Origin of the sequence: Variovorax sp. J22G73 (assembly GCF_030317035.1) — a bacterium.
Taxonomy (GTDB): Bacteria; Pseudomonadota; Gammaproteobacteria; order Burkholderiales; family Burkholderiaceae_C; genus Variovorax.
In genome coordinates this window covers 108,119-128,503 of the sequence record NZ_JASZYK010000004.1, presented here as the reverse complement: position 1 = coordinate 128,503, position 20,385 = coordinate 108,119, and the positions used below count along the sequence as shown (strand labels likewise).

Here is a 20,385-nt window from a genome sequence, read left to right as displayed (position 1 = left end):
AACATTTCATGGCCCGTCGCCGACCGCTTCCCTTTCCTTCCCACCTCTCGCGCGCGGTGCACGGCGCGCTGCTGGCCATGGCGTGCGCCGCGGGCAACGCAGCTGCACAGGCCGCGCCGGCGGATGCATCGGCCGCGCAAGCCGATGCACGCAAGCCATACAACATCGCGCCCGGCCCGCTGGACGAAGCGCTCTCCAGCTTCGCCGCCGCGGCGGGCGTGAGCATCACCATGCCGTCGGCCCTGGTGCAGAACCGCAGGTCGCCCGGCCTGCAGGGCAGCCATGCGGTGCGCGAAGGCTTCGCGCGCCTGCTGGCGGGCTCGGGCCTGGAGGCGGCGGGCGGCGCGGGCGGCTCGTATGCACTGCGCCCTTCCACCGTGGGCGGTGGTGGTGGCGATGGCGGCGCCAGCAACACCACGCTGGCGCCCGTCACCGTGGTGGCCGAGGCCGAGCGCAGCGCCACCACCGAAGGCACGCGCTCGTACACCGCGCGCGCCGTCACGCTGGGCAAGGGCGAGCAGGCGTTGAAGGACATTCCGCAGTCGGTCAGCGTGGTCACACGCCAGCGCCTGGACGACCAGGGCCTGATCGACCTGCGCGACACGGCCAACGCCGTCACCGGGCTGGTGGGCGTGAAGGGCGTGGGGCCGGGCACGGTGCTGTCGTCGCGCGGCTTCCAGATCGACGCCTGGCAGTACGACGGCGTGCCGGTGCCGCGCAACTGGTATTCGCTGGGCAACTGGGCCACCGAAGGCCTGGCCTTCTACGACCGGGTCGAGGTGCTGCGCGGCGCCGCCGGCCTGCTGCAGGGCACCGGCAGCCCGGGCGGGGCGGTGAACCTGGTGCGCAAGCGCGGCCAGGCCGAGAAGACGCTCACGCTCACCGGCAAGGTCGGCTCGTGGGACCACTACGGCGCGCAGCTCGACGCGGGCGGCCCGCTCAACGCCGAGGGCACGCTGCGCGGGCGCGTGGTGATCGACGAAGACCGCAGCCACTCGTTCACCGACTTCGTGTGGGGCAACACGCGCTCGCTGTACGCGGCCATCGACTACGACGTGTCGCCCGACACCACGGTCGGCTTCGGCATCAGCGACCAGCAGGGCCGCGGCCGGCCGATGCTGCGCGGCTTTCCGCGCTTTCCGGACGGCACCGACATCGGCCTGCCGCGCTCGGTGTACACCGGCGCCTTGTGGAACAGCCACTCGCTCGACCAGACCACGGTGTACGCCGACCTGGAGCACCGCTTCAACGACAACTGGAAGCTCAAGGCCTCGGTGCTGGGCATGAACGAGAAGAACACCTCGCAGCACCAGCGCATGCACGGCGACGTGCAGCCCGACGGCAGCGGCCTGAGCTTCGCCGACTGGGACAACCTCTTCGACTCGAAGAAGTCGGGCCTCGACGTGTACCTGCGCGGGCGCTTCAATGCGTTGTCGATGGAGCACGACGTGACCGTGGGCGCGAACTACGCCAAGTTCACCTCGAGCGACCGCTTCGGGCGCCGCTTCAGCAACGGCGGCAACATCTTCGCCATCGACCACGACCGCCCGGCGCAGAGCTACCAGACCATCATCGCGGCCGGCGGCACCAAGAGCTTCACCTACTACGACATCAGCCAGTCGGGCGTGTACGGCACCTGGCGCGCCAGGCTGGCGGAGCCGCTCACGGCCATCGTCGGGGCGCGCGCGAGTTGGTACGACTACCTGTACGCGGACAACACGCGCAACACCCGCAGCACCGTCACCACCAACGGCAAGATCACGCCGTACGTGGGCCTGGTGTATGCGCTGAACAAGCAGTGGTCGGCCTACGGCAGCGTCACCGAGGTGTTCGAGACGCAAACCGAACTGGCCAAGGGCGGAGAGCCGCTCAAGCCCATCACCGGGCGCAACTACGAGCTGGGCCTGAAGGGCGAGCTGATGGACGGGCGGCTGAACACCTCGCTGGCCCTGTTCCGCTACGACCACCGCAACCGCGCCGTGACCGACTACGACAGCGGCTACGCCTGCGACGACTGGTATTGCTACAAGTCGTCGGGCAAGGTGCGCAGCGAAGGCTTCGAGGCCGAGGTGAGCGGGGAGATCGCGCCGCGCCTGCAGCTCACGGCCGGCTACACCTACAACACCACCAAGTTCCTGGAAGACCCGGACAACCAGGGCCAGGTGTTCAGCCAGTGGACGCCCAAGCACATGCTGCGCGTGTGGAGCAGCTACCAGCTGCCGGGCGCGTGGAGCAAGCTCAGCGTGGGCGGCGGCTTCACGGTGCAGACCGGCACGCTGGGCTACGACCGCTCGTTCAAGGTGCCGGGCTTCACGGTGTGGAGCGCGCGGCTGGCGTACCAGGCCACGCCGGAGGTGAGCCTGGCGGTGAACATCAACAACGTCTTCGACAAGCGCTACTACATCCCGGCGTTCAACGAGACCAACGGCAACAACAACTACGGCGATCCGCGCAACGTGATGTTCACGGTGAAGTACACGCCGAAGCTCTGAGCGGGCGAGGCGTCGGACGGTGGAAGGGCAGGGGAGGGCGGACAACTTTTGTCTACAATGAGAATAATTCTTATTTGTGAGGGGCAGCCCGGCCGCCGCGCCGCTCGCCCCTTGCCGAACGATGTCTGCCGAAGCCGCCTTCCAGCAAGTCCACACCCTCTATAGCGACCACCACGGCTGGCTCCAGTCGTGGCTGCGCAAGAAGCTCGGCAACTCGTTCGACGCGGCCGACCTCGCGCAAGACACCTTCGCGCGCCTGCTCACCGCGCGCAACCCCGAGGTCATCGCGCAGCCGCGCGCCTACCTCACGAGCGTGGCGAAGAACATCCTGGTGAACTGGTACCAGCGCCAGGCGCTGGAGCGCGCCTACCTCGAGGCGCTGGCCGTCATGCCCGAGCCCGAGGCGCCCTCGCCCGAGCAGCGCCTGCTCATCCTGCAGACGCTGCACGAGATCGACGCCATGCTCGACGCGCTGAAGCCGCTGGCGCGCCGCGCCTTCCTGCTGTCGCAGATCGAGGGCATGAAATACGAGGACATCGCGCGCGAGCTCGGCGTGTCCCTGGCGAGCGTCAAGCGCTACATGCAGCAGGGCTTTCGCGGCTGCCTGGCGGTGATGGAATGAGCGCGGGCAAGTCCGCGGCCTTCGACGCGCCCGTGCATCCCCACGCCCCGCCAGCGCCCCAGTCGCTTGCGCCGCTTGCACCGATTGCTCCGCACGTTCTCGACGAGGCCGCCGAGTGGCTCATGCGCCTGCACGACAGCGCCGCCACCGACGCCGACCGCCGCGCCTGCGAGCGCTGGCGCCAGAGCCACCCCGACCACGCGCGTGCCTGGGCGCGCGCCGAGTTGCTGATGAACAAGTTCGGCGGCCTGCCGTCCGCGCTGGCCATGCCGTCGCTCGCGCGGCCCTCTGGCACGGGCACTGGCATTGGTGCTGGTGCTGGTGGGCGCCGCGCAGCCATCGGCCGGCTCGCCGCCTTGCTCGCGGCCGTTCCCGCCGGCTGGCTGGGTTGGCAACTGGCGAGCGAGCGCGGCTGGACGGCCGAGCACCGCACCGCCACCGGCGAGCGCCGCGAACTGCGCCTGGCCGACGGCACCCGCCTGGTGCTGAACACCGCGAGCGCGGTCGATGTGCGCTTCGACGCGGCGCAGCGCCTTGTGGTGCTGCACGCGGGCGAAATCCTGATCACCACCGCGCCCGACACCGCCGCCGTGCATCGCCCGTTCCGCGTGGCGACGGGCAGCGGCACGGCACAGGCGCTGGGCACGCGCTTCAGCGTGCGCAAGGAAGACGGCGCCACGCACATCGCGGTGTTCGAAGGCGCGGTGCGCATCGCGCCGCGCGGGGCCGCGTCGCGCGTGGTTCCCGCGGGCCAGCAGGCGCGCTTCAGGGCCGACGCCATCGACGCCGCCACCCCCGCCGACGAAGCCGGCGTGGCCTGGGCGCAAGGCATGCTGCTGGCCGACGGCATGCGGTTGGCCGACTTCGCGGCCGAGCTGTCGCGCTACCGGTCCGGTGCGCTGCAGTGCGACGCGGCCGTGGCCAACCTGCGCATCTCGGGCGCCTTCCCCATCGACGACACCGACCGCGTGCTGCAGATGCTGGTGTCGACCTACCCGGTGGATGCGGTGACGCGGCTGCGCGGCTACTGGGTCACGCTGGTGCCGCGGGTGGAGACCGATGCGGTCACGGGCGCTGCAACGGGCGCCGCATCACGTAGCGCATCACGCACCGCCAAAAATATTTCGACCAACGGGTGAGACTTTTTTTCGTTTCGGCTGGCAAGGAAGGTGAAGACCTCACCCTTGCCCAACCGAAAGGCCCGTTTCCATGTCCGCATCCCGTCCGACCGCCTTGCGCCCGCCCGCAGAGCGCCGCCTGAACACCGCCCTTCGCCATGCCTTGATGGCGCTCGCCCTGGGCGGTGCGGTCGGCATGGCCGGCACCGCGCTGCCCGCCTTCGCCGCTGGCGCGGTGTCGCTGGACGCCCCCACCGCCAAGGCCTACGACATTCCAGCCGGCCCGCTGGGCCGCACGCTCGCGAGCTTCGCCGTCGGCAGCGGCATCGCGCTGTCGTTCGACCCGGCGCTCACGCAAGGGCGCAGCAGCCCGGCCGTCTCGGGCCGCTACACCGCGCGCGAAGTCGTCGAGCGCCTGCTCGCCGGCAGCGGCCTGCAGGTGGTGGCGCGCACCGACGGCAACTACACGCTGAGCCGCCGCGAGCCCGGCGCGCAAGCAGGTGCACAAGCCGGCACGCCACCCGGCGTCGACACGCTGCTGCCCGTCACCGTGGTGGCCGACGCCGACCGCAGCGGCACCACCGAGGGCACCGGCTCGTACACCACGCCCGCCACGGCGGCGGCCACCGGGTTGTCGCTGTCGCTGCGCGACACGCCGCAGTCGGTCACCGTGCTCACGCGCCAGCAGATCGACGACCAGAACCTGCTGTCGCTCGGCCAGGCCATGAAGAGCGTGCCCGGCGTGTTCGCCGTGAGCTCCGACAGCGACCGCACCGACCTGTATTCGCGCGGCTTCTACGTGGACAACTACCAGTACGACGGCGTGCCCACCACGGTGACCACCGACTTCTTCGGCGCCTCCAACAACGACCCGGTGCTGTACGACCGCATCGAGGTGGTGCGCGGCTCCACCGGGCTGATGACCGGCGCGGGCAACCCCTCGGCCTCGGTCAACCTGGTGCGCAAGCACGCCGACAGCAAGGTGTTCGCGGGCAGCGCCTCGCTGGCGCTGGGCTCTTGGAACCTGCGCCGCGCCACCGTCGACCTGCAGGCCCCGCTGAGCGAAGACGGCCGCGTGCGCGCGCGCGTCATCGGCATGACGGAAGACAAGGACTCCTTCATCGACATGTACCACGGCCGCAAGCACGTGCTGTACGGCGTGGTCGACGCCGACCTCACGCCCGACACCACGCTGAGCGTGGGCATCGACTCTCAGGCCAACCGGCCCACCTCGTCGACCTGGGGCGGCCTGCCGCTGACCTTCAGCGACGGCACCCCCACGCGCTGGGACAGTTCCAAGACCATCGGCACGCCCTGGACGCATTGGGACACCACCACCACCACGGGCTTTGCCAACCTCACGCAGCGCTTCGACAACGGCTGGAAGCTCAAGGTCAACGCCTCGCACCGCGAGAGCAAGCAGAACGCCAAGCTGCTGTACCTGTATGGCGACCTCGACCGCCTCACCGGCACCGGGCTGGGCTCGCTGCCCGGCTACTTCGAGCACGCCTTCCGCCAGAACAGCCTCGACCTGCAGGCCACCGGCCCCTTCGAGCTGCTGGGCCGCAAGCACGAGCTGGTGGTGGGCATGACCAACAGCCAGTCGCGCTACGCGGAGGCCAACCACCCGCGCACCAGCGCGCTGCCTTCCACGGGCAACTTCTACGAATGGAACGGCGCGTACCCCGAGCCGACCTGGGGCGCGCTGAACGTCTCGGCCGTCACCAAGACGCGGCAGACCGGCTACTACGGCGCGGCGCGGCTGTCGCTGGCCGACTCGCTCAAGCTCATCGTGGGCGGCCGGCAGAACAGCTGGCGCTCCAACCGCCAGACCGCCGACGACAGCGCCACGCGCCGCCACGACGTGTTCACGCCCTACGCCGGGCTGGTGTACGACCTGAGCGAGAGCTACTCGGTGTACGCGAGCTATACCGACATCTTCCAGCCGCAGAACTACCGCGACGCCAGCGGCAACTACCTCGACCCCGTCACCGGCAAGAGCTACGAGGTGGGCGTGAAGGGCGAGCACCTGGGCGGCAAGCTCAACACCTCGGTGGCGCTGTACCGCGCCGAGCAGGAGAACGTGGCGCAGCGCGACGGCACGCGGCTGGTGCCCAACTCCACCGACGGCGCCTACTACGGCGCGCGCGGCGTGGTCAGCAAGGGCATCGAGCTGCAGGCCTCGGGCGAGCTGGCGCCCGGCTGGCAACTGAGCGCGGGCATCTCGCGCACCCTGGGGCGCGACGGCGACGGCGTGCGCATCAACCCCACCATGCCGACCACGCAGGCCACGCTGTTCACCACCTACCGCCTGCCGGGCAGCTGGCAGCGGCTCACCGTGGGCGGCGGCGTCAACTGGCAGAACCGCATGTACTCGCCGTACACCGTGGGCGACGTCGACCTGCGCTACCAGCAGGGCTCCTTCGCCGTCGTGAGCCTGATGGCGCGCTACGCGTTCTCGCCGAAGCTGTCGCTGCAGCTGAACATCGAAAACCTCTTCAACAAGAAGTACTACAGCAACATCGACGGCCAGGCCTTCTTCGGCACGCCGCGCAACGTGGTGGCCACGCTGAGCTACAAGTTCTGACAAAAAAGGCGGTCGCAACGGGCGCTTTATGGCGCCCGGGCTGACCCTTTTTGCGATCTCGTTTGTCATGCAGGGAAGGGGGCGCGTTTTCTTGCGCCCCATTTTTTTGCGCACGATGAACTCCTCCTCCTTGTCCCCGGGCCTGCTTCGCCTGTTCCGCATCGCGGCCGCCGTGCTCGGCGGCTATGCGCTGGCCGCGTCCGTGGCCGTTTTTCTTGCGGCCGTACTGCCGGCCGGGCGCGCCGAGGCGGTGGTCGGGGGCATGCAATGGAGCTTCGTGGCCTACGCTGCGGCGGTGATCTGGGCGTTCTCGCCCGTGCCGCTGCTGCGCGTGTGGCTGGGGTTGCTGCTGCCGGCCCTGGTGCTCGGCGGCCTGGGATGGGTGCTGCGTGGGGCACTGCGCGGGTCGGGCGCCTGATGGCGGCCAGGACGGAAGGCGGCTTTCGCCAGGCGCAGGCCTGGCTGCACACCTGGTGCGGCCTGTGGTTTTCGTGGCTGCTGTTCGCAGTGTTTCTCACCGGCACGCTGGCGGTGTTCGACGAGCCGATCACGCACTGGATGACACCCGAGCACCATGCCGAGGAAGCCGCCGCGCAATCGGCTTCGGCTTCGGCGTCGGCGAACGCGCCCACGGCCGACCGCGCGCAGCGCCTAGCCTGGGGCATGGCCTACATGGCCGAGCACCACCCCACCGCGCGCATGTGGGAGCTGTGGCCTTCCGACGCGAAGGGCGGCGGCGAGTTCAAGGTGTACTGGTTCAACGCCGACAACCAGTACGCGTCGGCGGAGCTCGATCCGGCCGACGGCCGGCCGGTGGCGCAGAAGCCCGGCCAGGCCGCGCGCGCCACGCTGGGCGGCCACCACTTCGTCGACTTTCACTACGAGCTGCACGCCGGCACCGTCGGCCTGTGGATCGTGGGCATCGCCGCGATGGCGATGCTGGTGGCGCTGGTGTCGGGCGTGATCACGCACAAGCGCATCTTCAAGGACTTCTTCACCTTCCGGCCGAAGAAGGGCCAGCGCAGCTGGCTCGACGCGCACAACGCGGTGGCGGTGCTGACGCTGCCTTTCCAATTCATGATCGCCTACACCGGCCTCGTCATCTCGGGCACCACTTTCATGCCCGCCGGCAAGCTGCTGCACTACGGCGCGGGCAACGCGGCGCAAGCGCGGTTCGCGTCGGAGCTGGGCGATGGCAGCAAGCCCGAGCGCACCGGCCGCGCCATGCCCGTGCCCGCGCTGGAGGCCTTCGCCGCGCGCGGCCAGCAGCTGATGGGCCAGCCGGTGCGCGCCGTGGTCATCGACCACCCGGGCGACGCGGGCGCGCGCATCGGCGTCTACGGCTGGAACGGGGAGGACGAGTCGCTGCGCCGACTCAGCGCCACCACCGGCATGGCCATGTTCTCGGCCGCCACCGGCGAGGTGCAGCGCGTGCGCCTGCCGGGCGAGGCCGATGGCGGCACCGTGCTGCTCGCGCAGTCGGCCATGGGCGGGCTGCACATGGTGAGCTTCGGCGGCTGGGGCATGAAGTGGCTGTACTTCTTGTGCGGGCTCGCGGGCACCGCCATGATGGGCAGCGGCGCGGTGCTGTTCATGGTGAAGCGGCGGCACAGGCACCTGGGCGAATTCGGCGGCGCGACGGCGCGGGTCTATCGGCTGGTGGAGGCGCTGAACGTCGCGGCCATCGCCGGGCTGGCCCTGGCCTGCGTCGGCTACCTGTGGGCCAACCGGCTGCTGCCGGTGGGGCTGGCGCATCGTGCCGACCGCGAACTGCAGGTGTTCTTCGCGCTGTGGGCGGTGGCGTTGCTGCACGCCTTCGTTCGCCAGCCCGCGCGGGCCTGGCGCGAGCAGCTCGCGGCGCTGGCTGCGCTGTGCCTGCTGCTGCCGGTGCTCAACCTGCTGACCACGGGCGACCACCTGCTGGCGCAGTGGCTGCGCGGCGACTGGGAAAGCGCCGGCGTGGAAATGGGCGCGGTGGCCTTCGGGCTCGCGGCCGCCGGGGGCTGGCGCCATCTGCGAAAGGCTGCGACATGACGACTGCGCATGCATCGCTGATCGCCCTGGCGCTGGCGCTCGCGGGCATGGCCAGCCTCAGCTTCGCCATGGACCGGCACCACGAACAACTGACGAACCAGCGCGACGTGCCGGTGCGCGCGCGGTGGATGCTGCGCGTGGCCGGCGTCGCGCTGCTGGCCGCCGCCATCGCGCCCTGCGTGGCGGCATGGGGCGCGAGCGTGGGCGTTGTCGCGTGGCTTGGCTTTCTGTCGGCCGGCGCGTTGCTGGTCGCGCTGCTGCTGGCGTATCGACCGCGTGGCTTGGCGGGGCTTGCCGTCTGCGCTTCTGTCGCGGGGCTGGGTGGGCTCGCGCTGGCATTCACCGGGGCGATGTGCTGGAAGTGACGGCCCGGGTGAACGGGGCGGTCACGGTCGATGGAAAGCAGTACGCCGAAGTGCGGCACACCGCGACGTCGAGCTTCGACGTGGCGCGCTGAACGCCGCCGGACCTGAAGAAACGCAGCCCCGTTGCAGGGTGCGTCCGGCGCCCCGGGGCGTAGCCCGCGGGGCAGATCCGATGGCCCCGGGGCAAAGCCCGCGGGGCAGGGAGCTCAGCTCAGCTGGCGCCTTGCTGGTGGCGCCGCCCCAGTGCGAACACCGAGTTCGGCGCGTCCACGATGAAGGGCTTGCGTGCCGGCGCGCCGGGGGCGGCGCGGCGCGGCTCGGGCCGGGTGGCGGCCTGCACGCCCTTGGCCTTCTGCTCGTCGACCAGGCTTTGCAGCGTGATCGATTTCAGGAACTCGACCGCACGCAGGTTCACGGTGGCCCACAGGTCGTCGATCTGGCAGCGGCCGGTGTCGCCCGGCTCGGCGGCGTCGCGCCGGCGGGCGTCGGTGTCGTGCTCTTCGATGGACAGCACGATGTCGGCCACCGAAATGTCCGTGGCCTTGCGGCTGAGCGAGTAGCCGCCGCCCGGGCCGCGGGTCGACTCGACCAGGTCGGCGCGGCGCAGCTTGCCGAACAACAGTTCCAGATAAGACAGCGACACGCGCTGGCGCAGGCTGATCGAGGCCAGCGTGACGGGGCCCGAACGGCCGTGCAGTGCGATGTCGATCATCGCGGTGACCGCGAAGCGGCCCTTGGTGGTGAGGCGCATGGAAATATTCCTTTGTGGGGATTACTCGTCGCGGCCGCCGGCGATGCCCAGCAGGGCCAGCAGCGACTGGAACACGTTGTAGATGCTGAGGTACACGCCCAGCGTGGCGGAGATGTAGTTGGTTTCCAGGCCGTCCTTCACGCGCTTCAGGTCGTGCAGGATGAAGGCCGAGAAGATGCCGATGGCCGCGACCGACAGCGTCATCATCAGCGCGCTCGACTGGATGAAGAAGTTGGCAATGCCGGCCACCAGCAGCAGGATGGCGCCGATGAACAGCCACTTGCCCATGGCCGACAGGTCGCGCTTGATGACCGACGACAGCGTGGCCATGCCGAAGAAGATCGCGCCGGTGCCGGCAAAGGCCGTCATCACCAGGCTGGCGCCGTTGGCCAGGCCGAGCACGGTGCCCACCAGGCGCGACAGCATCAGGCCCATGAAGAAGGTGAAGGCCAGCAGCACCGGAACGCCGGCGGCCGATTCCTTGGTTTTCTCGATGGCGTACATGAAGCCGAAGGCGCCGCCGAGGAAGACCATCAGGCCGATGCCGGGCGACATGGCGCGCGAGAAGCCGGTCGAGACGCCGATCCAGGCGCCCAGCACGGTGGGCACCATCGACAGCGCGAGCAGCCAGTAGGTGTTGCGCAGCACGCGGTTGCGTTCCTGCACCGAGGCGATGGGCGCCTCGAAAGCGGGGTTGAAGGCGGTAGGGCTGTTGTTCATTGTGATGATTCCTTGAAGGTGGACCGGCGCCGGCTGGACGGAATGACGCGTTCAGATGGCAGTCGGCCCGAAATGGGGGATGTCGTCGTGTGGATGCGGGTGCGGCCGGATGGCCGGCAGGGCCCGGATCGGGGGGCGGGAGCCATGGCGGCTCCCGGTCGCGAAGGCTTCTAGGGACTAGGCGACGAAGGAAGCGGCCCGGGGTGGGCGCTTGGGCCGCGCGAGGAACGGCGCGACGGTGGTGGTCAGGCCCAGCTTGGGCGGCTGTTCGGTGAAGCGCAGCAGCGCGGGCGCGCCGTTGCGTGCGTCGACCAGCTCGGCATGTTCGGAGCCGGCTTCGTCGACGGAAAGTGAATCGTCCGATGCGGCGTCGGCATCGGGGTTGCCGGTGTCGAGCTTGGCGTGCGTGCTGTCGGATGCGTCCGCCAGCGCGACGCTGCCTGCGAGCACTTTGGCGGCCTGGTTCGAGGTAGACGCGGTAGACGCCGTCTGCTCGACCTGCGCATGCCCGCCGCCGAGCATGCTGTGCGCGAGCACGGCAAAGCCGTAGCAGGACAGCATGAAGGCAAGGACAGTGGCGGTAAACCAGCGGGACATAAGGGTTAATTTTACCCGGCGCGCAACCGGATTTCCGTGGCGCGCGAATTCAACCTTTTTTCAATCGACCGATTTGCAGGGATGTTCGCTCAGGCCGGCGCGGTCGGGGTGTCGCTGCCTGGAGGCTGCAGCCACTCGCTCGCGTGGGTGCGCAAGGCGTCGATCTGCAGCCATATCAGACCGAGTTCGGTATGAAAAGTTCGCGCCTGCGGGTCGCTGCCCGCGCCGTCGGCAATGGCCTGCACGAGCGCGGCGCGTGCGCTGACTTCGCCCGCCGCATCCGCCGGCGCGGCCACTTCGCCTTGTTCCAGGCCCGCCGCCAGTGCTTCCAGCGCCGAGATCGCGCCTTCGGCCGCCGTGCGCAGCACCGCCATCTGCGCCGAGTCGGGCAATGCCGCGCGGTGGGCGCCGAGCGCCGAGAGATAGCTCAGCAGCGTGTGCGACCGGATGAGAAAGCGCAGCGCCACGCCCGCGCGCGGCCGCACATAGCCCGGCTCGCGGAACATGTCCGACACCGCCGTGGACAGCGCCGCGTCGGCGTTGTGGTCGTTGCGCCGGGCCAGCCGGTAGTCGAGGTGGTCGCGTGCGCCGCTGCGGTACTGCGCGACGATCTGCCGCAGGTAGCCCGCATGGCCGCGCAGCGCAGCGGCCGCCAGCTCGTTGATGCGCCGCGCCTGCCAGTGCGGCAGCACCAGCAGCACGGCCAGCCCGGCGATGACGCTGCCGATGGCGGTGTCCACCAGCCGCGGCACCAGCAGCACGCCGCTGTCGCCCACCTGGTTGAAGCACATCAGCACCAGCAGCGTCATCGAGGCGGTGGCCAGCAGGTAGCGCGTGGTGCGGGTGGCGAAGAACACCACGCCGGCGGCCACCGCGATCACCGACTGCACCAGCGGCTGCGGAAACAGCTGCAGCAGCGCCCAGCCCGCCACCACGCCCAGGGCCGTGCCGGTGATGCGCTGCCCCATGCGCGCGATGGTGTCGCCATAGCTCTGCTGGCACACGAACAGCGTGGTCAGCAGGATCCAGTAGCCCTGCGCCGGGTGAATGACCTGCATAACCCCGTAGCCGACCACCAGCGCGATCGACAGCCGCAGCGCGTGGCGAAACAGCGGCGAGCGCGGCGTGAGCTGCCGCCGCACGCGCTCCACCGCGTCGCGCCACGAACGCGGCGAGCGGTCGAACAGGCCCATTTCCGTGCGGCCGGCGCGCGCCGACGGCTGGCTGGCGCCCACCAGCTGCCCGTCGAGCAGCGCAAGGTTGCGCGCCAGCGCCTCGACCGACGCCAGCAGCGCGAGGCGCTCGGGCGCGCCCGCCTGCGTCTGTGCCTGTGCATGCGCCTGCGCCGCCTTCCCGCGTTCATGCTCGATGGCGCTGCGCAGGTCGGCCAGCGCCTGCACGGTCTCGGTGCCGCTGTCGAAGGGCTCGCGCCGCGCGATCGAGTCGGCCAGCCGCTGGCACGCCAGCCCCTGCAGGCCCAGCACGCGCTGGCAGCGGTAGAGCAGGTCGCTGTGGAAGAAGGCGTCGGCCAGCGCGTTGTAGTCGTCGTGCGACGAGCTGGCGCGCTCGTGCACGTCCTGCGCGATCAGGTACAGCCCGCGGTAGCGCGACAGCCGCCCGGTCGGCGCGCGCGCGCCGATGCGCCGGAAGATGCTTTCCTTGGCCGCGTTCAGCTCCGTGACCACCTCGGCATTGAGCTGCGCGAGCGCGAGCCGCTTGCGCTCGATGTCGATGCCCCGCAGCGGCTCGAACAGCGAGGCCTTGAAGCGCACGAAGTTGCCCAGCACCGTGAACAGCGACACCAGCCGCGCCTGCACCGGCTGCGCCGGAAACACGGCGCACCACAGCACCGAGAACACGCCGTACCAGGCGGCACCCGCCAGCAGCAGCAGGGGCTCGCGCCCGCGCACCGCGCTGTCGCCGTGCGCCACCATGTTTTCGGTGCCCAGCGTGGCGTACATCGCGAGGATGAGCGTGGCGTACGCAATGGCCTTGTAGCGTGCCTCCACCGCGCCCAGCATCGTGAGCGCGAAGGCCGCGAGCGCCAAGCCGGTGATGAACACCACCGGCAGGCCGAAGGCGGCCTCCACCGCGAACGCGATGGCGCCGAAGCAGGCCAGCGTGACCAGCTGCGCGCGCAGCCGGCCGCGCCAGCTGTCGTCGGTTTCGGCCAGCGCGCTGGCGATGGCGCCCAGGAACAGCGGGATCACCGCGTCGGGATGGCCGGTGGCGCCGCACAGCGCCATGAGGCTGCCGAGCGTGAGAAGAATGCGCACGGGTTGCGCGCGTGAAGCGAAGGACCGCAGCCGCTGGCGCAGCGCGTCGGGAGACAGGGGAGGCATGGCGCGATCTTGCACGATGCATGCCACGGCCGCCTGACCCGCGACCTGCGACCCGCGCGTCAGGCCGCCAGCCGCGCGCGCCGCCGCCGCGCCGCCCAGGTCCACGCCAGCCACGCGAGCAGCAACACGCCCACCCCCATCGCCGGCAGGATGTACGGCTGCACCTGCGCCAGCAGCGGCCTCGGTCCGCCGGCGCGCGCCAGCGCCACGTCCGCCACGCTCACGCGCGCGCCGGCGTTGCCGTAGCGCCCGAGCACGTAGTTGGAGATGTCGGCAATCTGCGTGTCGGTCAGCGGGTCGACGTAAGACAGCGCGTCGAAGCGCGGCATCAGCACATGCGTGTCGCCCACCTGCCGGTCCACCCCGTAGAGGATGGCCGCCACCAGGTTCGCCGGGTTCGACAGCCCCGTGGCCGTGTTGTGGAACAGGCTGGGGTACGCCTGGTTGCGGCTGCCCGCGCCGTTCGACTGGTGGCAGCTCGCGCAGTAGCCGTTGTAGAGCTGCTCGCCGCTCGTGAGCCGCGCCACGCTGTTGAACGGCTGGCTGCCGCGCAGCGTGGCCTCGGTGCTCGATGCCGCGCCCCACGCATGCGCCGGTTTTTCGTCGCCGCCCGCCTTGGCAGGCGCATCGCGGATCGGCGGCGTGCCCTTCAGGTACACCGCCATCGCGCGCAGGTCGGCCTCGGGCAGGTGCTGCAGGCTGTTCTGCACGGCTTCGGCCATGCCGCCCGCGGCCTGGGCCTTGCCCTCGACGCGGCCGGTGCGCAGGTACTGCACCAGTTCCTGTTCGCTCCAGGCGCCGATGCCGCTCACCGGGTCCGACGTGATGTTGGGCGCATACCAGGGCCCGACCGCGCCGCCCGCCAGCGCCTGGCCGCCGCGCTCGGCCATCAGCGCGTTGCGCGGCGTGTGGCAGGCGCTGCAGTGGCCCAGCGCGCCGGCCAGGTAGGCGCCGCGGTTCCACTCGGCGCTTTTCGTGGCGTCGGGCACGAAGCGCTGGTTGTCCAGGAACAGCAGGTTCCAGATCGCCATCGACCAGCGCTGGCTGAAGGGGAAGGGCAGCGTGGTCTTTTCCGCATCGGCATCGACCGGCGCCACGCCGTGCATGAAGTACGCATACAGCGCGCCCGTGTCCTCGTCGCTCAGTTGCGTGTACGAGGTGTAGGGCATGGCCGGGTACAGGTGGCTGCCGTCGCGGCGCGCGCCCTGGCGCAGCGCGCGCGCGAACTCGGCCTCGGTGTACTCACCGATGCCGGCCACCTTCGAGGGCGTGATGTTGGTCGCGTAGATGCTGCCCAGCGGCGACTCGATGGCGTAGCCGCCCGCGAAGGGCTTGCCGCCGCCCGGCAGGCCCAGCGAGGCGGGCGCGGTGTGGCAGGCCATGCAGTCGGCCGCGATGGCGAGCTGGCGGCCTTTCTCGACGAGCGCCGCCGGCGGTGGGTCTTGCGCTGGTTGCGCCATGGCGCCTTGCCCGACGGCTGCGCCGAGCACCAGAAAGGCAGCCGCACAAATACGCAGGGCGCTTGTGTGTTCACGCAGGGCGTGCATGTGTTCACGCGGGGCGTTCATGCGCTCACGAAGGGTCGTCATGCGCTCAGCCCTTCGCCAGTGCGCGGCCGATCGCGTCGGCCGACTTCAGCCCCAGCGCCGCCATGGTGAGCGTGCTGTTGACCACGCTGGCCGAGGGAATGGGCCCGCCGCCGGGCAGCCACAGGTTGTCGTGGTCGTGCGCGCGGCAGTCGCCGTCGACCACCGAGTCTTTTCGGTCGGCGCCCATGATGGTGCCGCCCATGATGTGGTTGTTGGCGTTCAGCGCCGTCGTGATGTTGAACTCCGTCGCGCCGAACAGGCTGCCGATGTGCTCCAGCTGCTTGTGCGCCGCCGACGCGCCCTTGCGCACGTAGTCGCCCACGTCGTAGTGGATCTCCGGGCAGGCCAGGCCCAGCGGGTCCTTGCGCGTGGCGCTCAGCGTGAGCCGGTTGTTCGGGTCGGGCAGCGGCTCCAGGCTGATCGACAGGTCCACGCCGAAGGCCGCGCGGCGTCGAATCTCCTCGTCCAGCGCCTTGCCCACCAGCCCCAGCTTCAGCGCCTGCTGCGTGGCCGGCCCCACGCGCGTGATGTTGTTCAGGATCATCTTGTTCGACGAGTACTCGCTGCGGAACGCACCGTCGCGCGGGCCCACCAGGCAACTGCTCTGCGCCGGCCCGCGGCCGATCCACAGCGGCTCGTTGGCCAGGAAGGTGCAGTGAAAGCCCGAGTGGTCCATCATGTTGCGCCCCACCTGGTCGGAGCTGTTGGCAATGCCCTTGGGGTTGCGGTCGTTCGCGGCCAGCAGCAGCAGGCGCGGCGTTTCCAGGCTGTTGCAGGCAATCACGAACTGGCGGCCGGTGGCCTTGTGCGACTTCCTGTCCTTGTCGTACCAGTGCACGGCGGTGATGCGGTTGTTCGCGTCGGTGTCGATGCGGTAGGCCACCGCCTCGGGCAGCAGCGTGGTGCCCTTGGCTTCGGCGGTCTGCACGTGGTGAATGCCGTTGTACATCGCACCGATGGGGCAGATCGGCTGGCAGTTGTTGTTGCCGCAGCAGGTCGGCCGCCCGTTCCAGGGACGCGTGCTGCGGCCCTGCGGAATCGGCACCGAGCGGTAGCCGTGCGCGTTCACCACCTCGGCGAAGCGCTTGTCGCCGTAGCTCCACGGCACCATGTCCATCGGGTAGGGCTTGCTGCGCTCGGAGGGCGACTGCTGCGCCGGGTCGTTCGGCCCGGCCACGCCCATCTGTTCCTCGGCGCGGCAGTAGAAGGGCTCCAGCTCGTCGTAGCCGATGGGCCAGTCGCGGCCCACGCCGTAGGTCGACTTCATGCGCAGGTCCACCGGCAGGTGGCGCCAGCTCGACGCGGCCCAGTGCCAGGTGGTGCCGCCCACCACGCGCAGGTAGCCCTGCTGGAAGCCCTTGCCGTCGGGCCCCGAGAGGCCGACGTAGTCGTTGGGCGGAAAGTACAGCGGCGCGGGCGCCAGCGGCGACTGCGGGAACAGCCCCTGGAAGTCGGAGCCCACGCGGTTGGCGAAGGGCATGTTGCGCCAGTTCTCCACCGCCTGCGCGCGCTGGATGCGCGGGCCGGCCTCGAGCATGAGCACGGCGTGGCCCTGGCCTGCGAGCTGGTCGGCGATCATCGCGCCGACCACGCCGGAGCCGACGACGACCACGTCGGCCGTCGCGTTGCCATCTGAATCGAATGCTGCTTTCTTCATCGGGAAGTGTGGGTGTGTTGTGTGTGCCGTTGAAGGAAGGTGAAAGAGAAGAACGTGCCTACTGGCTGCGCATCACCGGCGGGGGCGTGGGCGAGCGGTGCGCCGCATCTTGTGCCGCCTCTTGCGGCGTGCGCACGCCGACCTCGGGCGGCGCCGCCGTCCACCACATCGGGCCTTCGTTGCAGTAGGTGGGCACCGTGAGCGCGTCGGCCACGGGGCGGTACATCAGCGCCTGCTCGTAGGCGACCACGGTGGTCTTCTGGCCTGCGACCACGGTGCCCGTGTACCAGGCCGTGACCACGGCCAGCGCCGCCTCGCGCAGGCCTGCGCTGGTGGCCGCGCCCAGCAGCGCGTCGGGCGCGATGCCGGGCTGCACCAGGCCCGCGAGCGAGGCGGCCTGCTGCGCGAAGGCGGCGTCGCCCTGCAGCATCGCCTCGCGGATGCGCGCCGCCGTGGTGGCGTCGATGTCGTCGTGGCCGGTGATGGCCTTGGAGAACGCGAGGAAGCGTGCGATGGCTTCGCCGTCGACGGTGCCGGTGGTCGCGGCCGTTGCAGCGTTTGCAGCCGCTGCAGCCGCTGCAGCCGCCGGTGCCGTTTGCGCACCGCCCGTGCCCGGCCAGCCGAACAGCGCCGCCTGCGCGGCCACCGCCGCGGCGGCCAGCACGGCCTCGCGCCGCGTGAGCGATCCGGTGGAGGCGGGTGCGCAGGTGGGGGAAGCTGAAGCGTGTTTCTTCAGGGGAAGGTGGTCGTGGGTGTCGTGGGTGTCGTCGGACATGGGTTTCCTCCTGTGCGCTTCCCTGCTTGCAACCCGGCAGTGTGAGGCCGCGTGCGTACCCGAGCACGAGGGTGCGGGATTGGGCGGCGCTGTCCTACGCGGGACTACGCAGGCCGCATGTGTCGCGCGAACGACCGACGCGCGGCGCGGCGCCACGTATCGTCACCGCACACTGAACGAAGAAGGACGAGACACATGCATTTCGAATTCACGCCCAAGGTGATCGCGCTGCGCGACGAGCTGCTGAAGTTCATGGACGAGTACGTCTACCCGAACGAAAAGCGCCGCGAGGAAGAGCTGGCCGCCAACGCCCGCGCAGGACGCCCCTACGCCGAGCTGCCGATGATGGCCGGCCTGAAGGCCAAGGCACGCGAGCGCGGCCTGTGGAACCTGTTCCTGCCCGAGGCCGAGCACGGCCCCGGCCTCACCAACGTCGAGTACGCGCCGCTGTGCGAGATCATGGGCCGGCGCTACTGGTGCGCAGAGATCTTCAACTGCTCCGCGCCCGACACCGGCAACATGGAAGTGCTCGCGCGCTACGGCACCAAGGCGCAGCAGGCGCGCTGGCTCACGCCGCTGCTGGCCGGCGAAATCCGCTCGTCGTTCGCCATGACCGAGCCCGAGGTGGCCTCCAGCGACGCCACCAACATCCGCTGCAGCATCCGCCGCGAGGGTGACGAGTACGTGATCAACGGGCGCAAGTGGTACATCACCGGCGCCATGCACGAGCGCTGCGAAATCTTCGTGCTCATGGGCAAGACCGACCCCGACAACGCCGACCGCCACAAGCAGCAGTCGATGGTGCTGGTGCCGAAGAACACGCCCGGCGTGACCATCGTGCGCGACATGCAGTTGCTGGGCATGTACGACCCGCCCTTCGGCCACCCCGAGATCGTGTTCGACAACGTGCGCGTGCCGGTGGAAAACATCCTGCTGGGCGAGGGCCGCGGCTTCGAGATTGCGCAGGGCCGCCTCGGCCCGGGCCGCATCCACCACTGCATGCGCGCCATCGGCATGGCCGAGTCGGCGCTGGAAATGATGTGCCAGCGGCTGGTGTCGCGCACCGCCTTCCACAAGCCGCTGTCGGAGCAGGGCGTGTGGCGCGAGCGCATTGCCGAGTCGCGCATGCTCATCGAGCAGTCGCGCTGGATGGTGCTCAACGCCGCCTACCGCATGGACACCGTGGGCAACAAGGTCGCCGCGAAGGAGATCGCGATGATCAAGGTGCTCACGCCCAACAACTGCGTGAAGGTGATCGACTGGGCCATGCAGGCCTTCGGCGCCATGGGCCTGAGCCAGGACACGCTGCTCACGCACTTCTACGCCTACGAACGCCACCTGCGCGTGGCCGACGGCCCCGACGAGGTGCACCGCAACGCCATCGCCAAGCAGGAGCTGGCGGCGTACCGGTAAGCACCCTCCCGGGGTTCTCGGGCCTCTCGGGCCTTTTCAGGGCCGGGCTGCCTCAGCCCACCCGCTTCGCGCGTTCGAGCATCGCGTGCAGCAGCACGTTGCAGCCGGCCGTGAGGTGATCGGGCTGCGCGTCTTCGATCTCGTTGTGGCTGATGCCGTCCTTGCACGGCACGAAGATCATGCCGGCCGGCGCGAGCCGCGCCGCATAGATCGCGTCGTGGCCCGCGCCCGACACCACGTCCATGGTCGAGTAGCCGAGCCGCTCGGTGGCGCGGCGCACCGCGTCCACGCAGTCGGGGTGGAACGGGCAGGGCGGTATGTACGACACCCGTTCGATGCTCACGCCCAGCCCCGTTTCGCGCCGCGTGCGCTCGATGAAGGCCAGCATCTCGCCGTGCATGCGGTCGAGCAGCTCGTCGTTCACGTTGCGCAGGTCGATGGAGAACTTCACCTGCCCCGGGATCACGTTGCGGCTGTTCGGGTGCACCTGCACCATGCCGACCGTGCCGCGCCCGTAGGGCGGGTGGCTGTGCGCGATGGCCACCACCTCCTGCATGATGCGCGTGGCCACCTGCAGCGCGTCGCGGCGCAGGTGCATGGGCGTGGGGCCCGCGTGCGCCTCCATGCCGGTCACCACGCAGTCGTACCACGAGAGCCCCAGCACTGCCGGCACCACGCCGATGACCTTGCCCGCGTCTTCCAGCACCGGCCCCTGCTCGATGTGCGCCTCGAAGTACGCGCCGATGGGGTGGTCCCCCGGCCTCTGCGTGCCCACGTAGCCGATGCGCGCCAGCTCGTCGCGCACCGTCTTGCCTTCGGTGTCGGTCGCGGCATAGGCGTGCTCCAGGCTGAAGGCGCCGCAGAACACGCCCGAGCCCATCATCACCGGCACGAAGCGCGAGCCCTCCTCGTTGGTCCAGAAGGCGACCTCGATGGGCGCTTCGGTGCGAATGCCCTGGTCGTTCAGCGTGCGCACCACCTCCAGCGCGGCCAGCACGCCGTAGTTGCCGTCGAACTTGCCGCCGGTGGGCTGGGTGTCGATGTGGCTGCCCGACACCACGGGCGGCAGCGCCGGGTTGGTGCCTTCGCGGCGCATGAAGACGTTGCCGATCTTGTCGACCGTGATCGACAGGCCCGCCTCCTTGCCCCACGCCACCACCAGGTCGCGGCCCTGCTTGTCGAGGTCGGTGAGCGCCAGGCGCTTCACGCCGCCCTTGGGCGTGGCGCCGATGCGCGCGAGTTCCATCAGCGCGTTCCACAGGCGCTCGCCGTTGATGGCGAGCGCCTGCGTGTCCATGACTGCATTCATCTGTAGCTCCTTCA

The 20,385-nt window shown here is 70.1% G+C and carries 16 protein-coding genes; 8 read left to right on the top strand and 8 right to left on the bottom strand.

Annotated elements, in window-relative coordinates; translation table 11 throughout:
* Positions 1–8: 8 nt before the first annotated feature.
* From QTI51_RS16990 to QTI51_RS16960, 7 genes are all read left to right on the top strand, one after another.
* Positions 9–2,492 (top strand): TonB-dependent siderophore receptor, encoded by a 2,484-nt coding sequence (locus tag QTI51_RS16990; protein WP_116909226.1) that lies wholly within the window; start codon positions 9–11, stop codon positions 2,490–2,492.
* A gap of 121 nt (positions 2,493–2,613) precedes the next feature.
* The gene (locus QTI51_RS16985; RefSeq protein ID WP_116909225.1) at positions 2,614–3,114 is read left to right on the top strand and encodes a sigma-70 family RNA polymerase sigma factor; all 501 of its coding nucleotides are present in this window, start codon (positions 2,614–2,616) and stop codon (positions 3,112–3,114) included.
* Positions 3,111–4,253, top strand: coding sequence for a FecR domain-containing protein (locus QTI51_RS16980; RefSeq protein ID WP_116909224.1), 1,143 nt, complete (start codon positions 3,111–3,113; stop codon positions 4,251–4,253). The genes QTI51_RS16985 and QTI51_RS16980 overlap by 4 nt, the downstream gene beginning before the upstream one ends.
* 70 nt (positions 4,254–4,323) lie before the next feature.
* The gene (gene fhuE / locus QTI51_RS16975; RefSeq protein ID WP_116909223.1) at positions 4,324–6,819 is read left to right on the top strand and encodes a ferric-rhodotorulic acid/ferric-coprogen receptor FhuE; all 2,496 of its coding nucleotides are present in this window, start codon (positions 4,324–4,326) and stop codon (positions 6,817–6,819) included.
* 115 nt (positions 6,820–6,934) lie between these two features.
* A complete protein-coding gene (locus QTI51_RS16970) occupies positions 6,935–7,237 on the top strand; it encodes a DUF3649 domain-containing protein (protein ID WP_286516126.1) in 303 nt (100 codons plus the stop codon).
* The gene (locus QTI51_RS16965; protein ID WP_116909221.1) at positions 7,237–8,853 is read left to right on the top strand and encodes a PepSY-associated TM helix domain-containing protein; all 1,617 of its coding nucleotides are present in this window, start codon (positions 7,237–7,239) and stop codon (positions 8,851–8,853) included. Before QTI51_RS16970 ends, QTI51_RS16965 begins: the two co-directional genes overlap by 1 nt.
* Positions 8,850–9,218, top strand: coding sequence for a DUF3325 domain-containing protein (locus tag QTI51_RS16960; RefSeq protein ID WP_116909220.1), 369 nt, complete (start codon positions 8,850–8,852; stop codon positions 9,216–9,218). The genes QTI51_RS16965 and QTI51_RS16960 overlap by 4 nt, the downstream gene beginning before the upstream one ends.
* A gap of 211 nt (positions 9,219–9,429) precedes the next feature.
* Here QTI51_RS16960 and QTI51_RS16955 read toward each other — a convergent pair whose 3' ends face one another.
* From QTI51_RS16955 to QTI51_RS16925, 7 genes are all read right to left on the bottom strand, one after another.
* Positions 9,430–9,969 carry an Rrf2 family transcriptional regulator gene (locus tag QTI51_RS16955; protein WP_116909219.1) on the bottom strand — a complete coding sequence of 180 codons (540 nt, stop codon included), beginning with the start codon at positions 9,967–9,969 and terminating at the stop codon, positions 9,430–9,432.
* Positions 9,970–9,990: 21 nt separating this feature from the next.
* Positions 9,991–10,689 carry a Bax inhibitor-1/YccA family protein gene (locus QTI51_RS16950; protein ID WP_116909218.1) on the bottom strand — a complete coding sequence of 233 codons (699 nt, stop codon included), beginning with the start codon at positions 10,687–10,689 and terminating at the stop codon, positions 9,991–9,993.
* 177 nt (positions 10,690–10,866) lie between these two features.
* Positions 10,867–11,250, bottom strand: a complete 384-nt coding sequence (locus tag QTI51_RS16945) for a hypothetical protein (protein ID WP_116909217.1) — start codon at positions 11,248–11,250, stop codon at positions 10,867–10,869.
* Positions 11,251–11,375: 125 nt separating this feature from the next.
* On the bottom strand, positions 11,376–13,628 hold the full coding sequence (yccS, locus tag QTI51_RS16940; RefSeq protein ID WP_116909625.1) for a YccS family putative transporter: 2,253 nt from the start codon (positions 13,626–13,628) through the stop codon (positions 11,376–11,378).
* Positions 13,629–13,687: 59 nt separating this feature from the next.
* Positions 13,688–15,145 carry a c-type cytochrome gene (locus QTI51_RS16935; RefSeq protein ID WP_503011525.1) on the bottom strand — a complete coding sequence of 486 codons (1,458 nt, stop codon included), beginning with the start codon at positions 15,143–15,145 and terminating at the stop codon, positions 13,688–13,690.
* 76 nt (positions 15,146–15,221) lie between these two features.
* Positions 15,222–16,874, bottom strand: a complete 1,653-nt coding sequence (locus tag QTI51_RS16930) for a GMC family oxidoreductase (RefSeq protein ID WP_116909215.1) — start codon at positions 16,872–16,874, stop codon at positions 15,222–15,224.
* A gap of 58 nt (positions 16,875–16,932) precedes the next feature.
* Positions 16,933–17,649 (bottom strand): sugar dehydrogenase complex small subunit, encoded by a 717-nt coding sequence (locus tag QTI51_RS16925; protein WP_116909214.1) that lies wholly within the window; start codon positions 17,647–17,649, stop codon positions 16,933–16,935.
* A gap of 195 nt (positions 17,650–17,844) precedes the next feature.
* Between QTI51_RS16925 and QTI51_RS16920 the strand changes: the two genes are divergently transcribed.
* Positions 17,845–19,062, top strand: coding sequence for an acyl-CoA dehydrogenase family protein (locus QTI51_RS16920; protein ID WP_286516128.1), 1,218 nt, complete (start codon positions 17,845–17,847; stop codon positions 19,060–19,062).
* A gap of 52 nt (positions 19,063–19,114) precedes the next feature.
* On the opposite strand, the gene QTI51_RS16915 is transcribed toward QTI51_RS16920, so the two are convergent.
* Positions 19,115–20,371, bottom strand: coding sequence for a Zn-dependent hydrolase (locus tag QTI51_RS16915; RefSeq protein ID WP_286516129.1), 1,257 nt, complete (start codon positions 20,369–20,371; stop codon positions 19,115–19,117).
* Between the last annotated feature and the right edge of the window lie 14 nt (positions 20,372–20,385).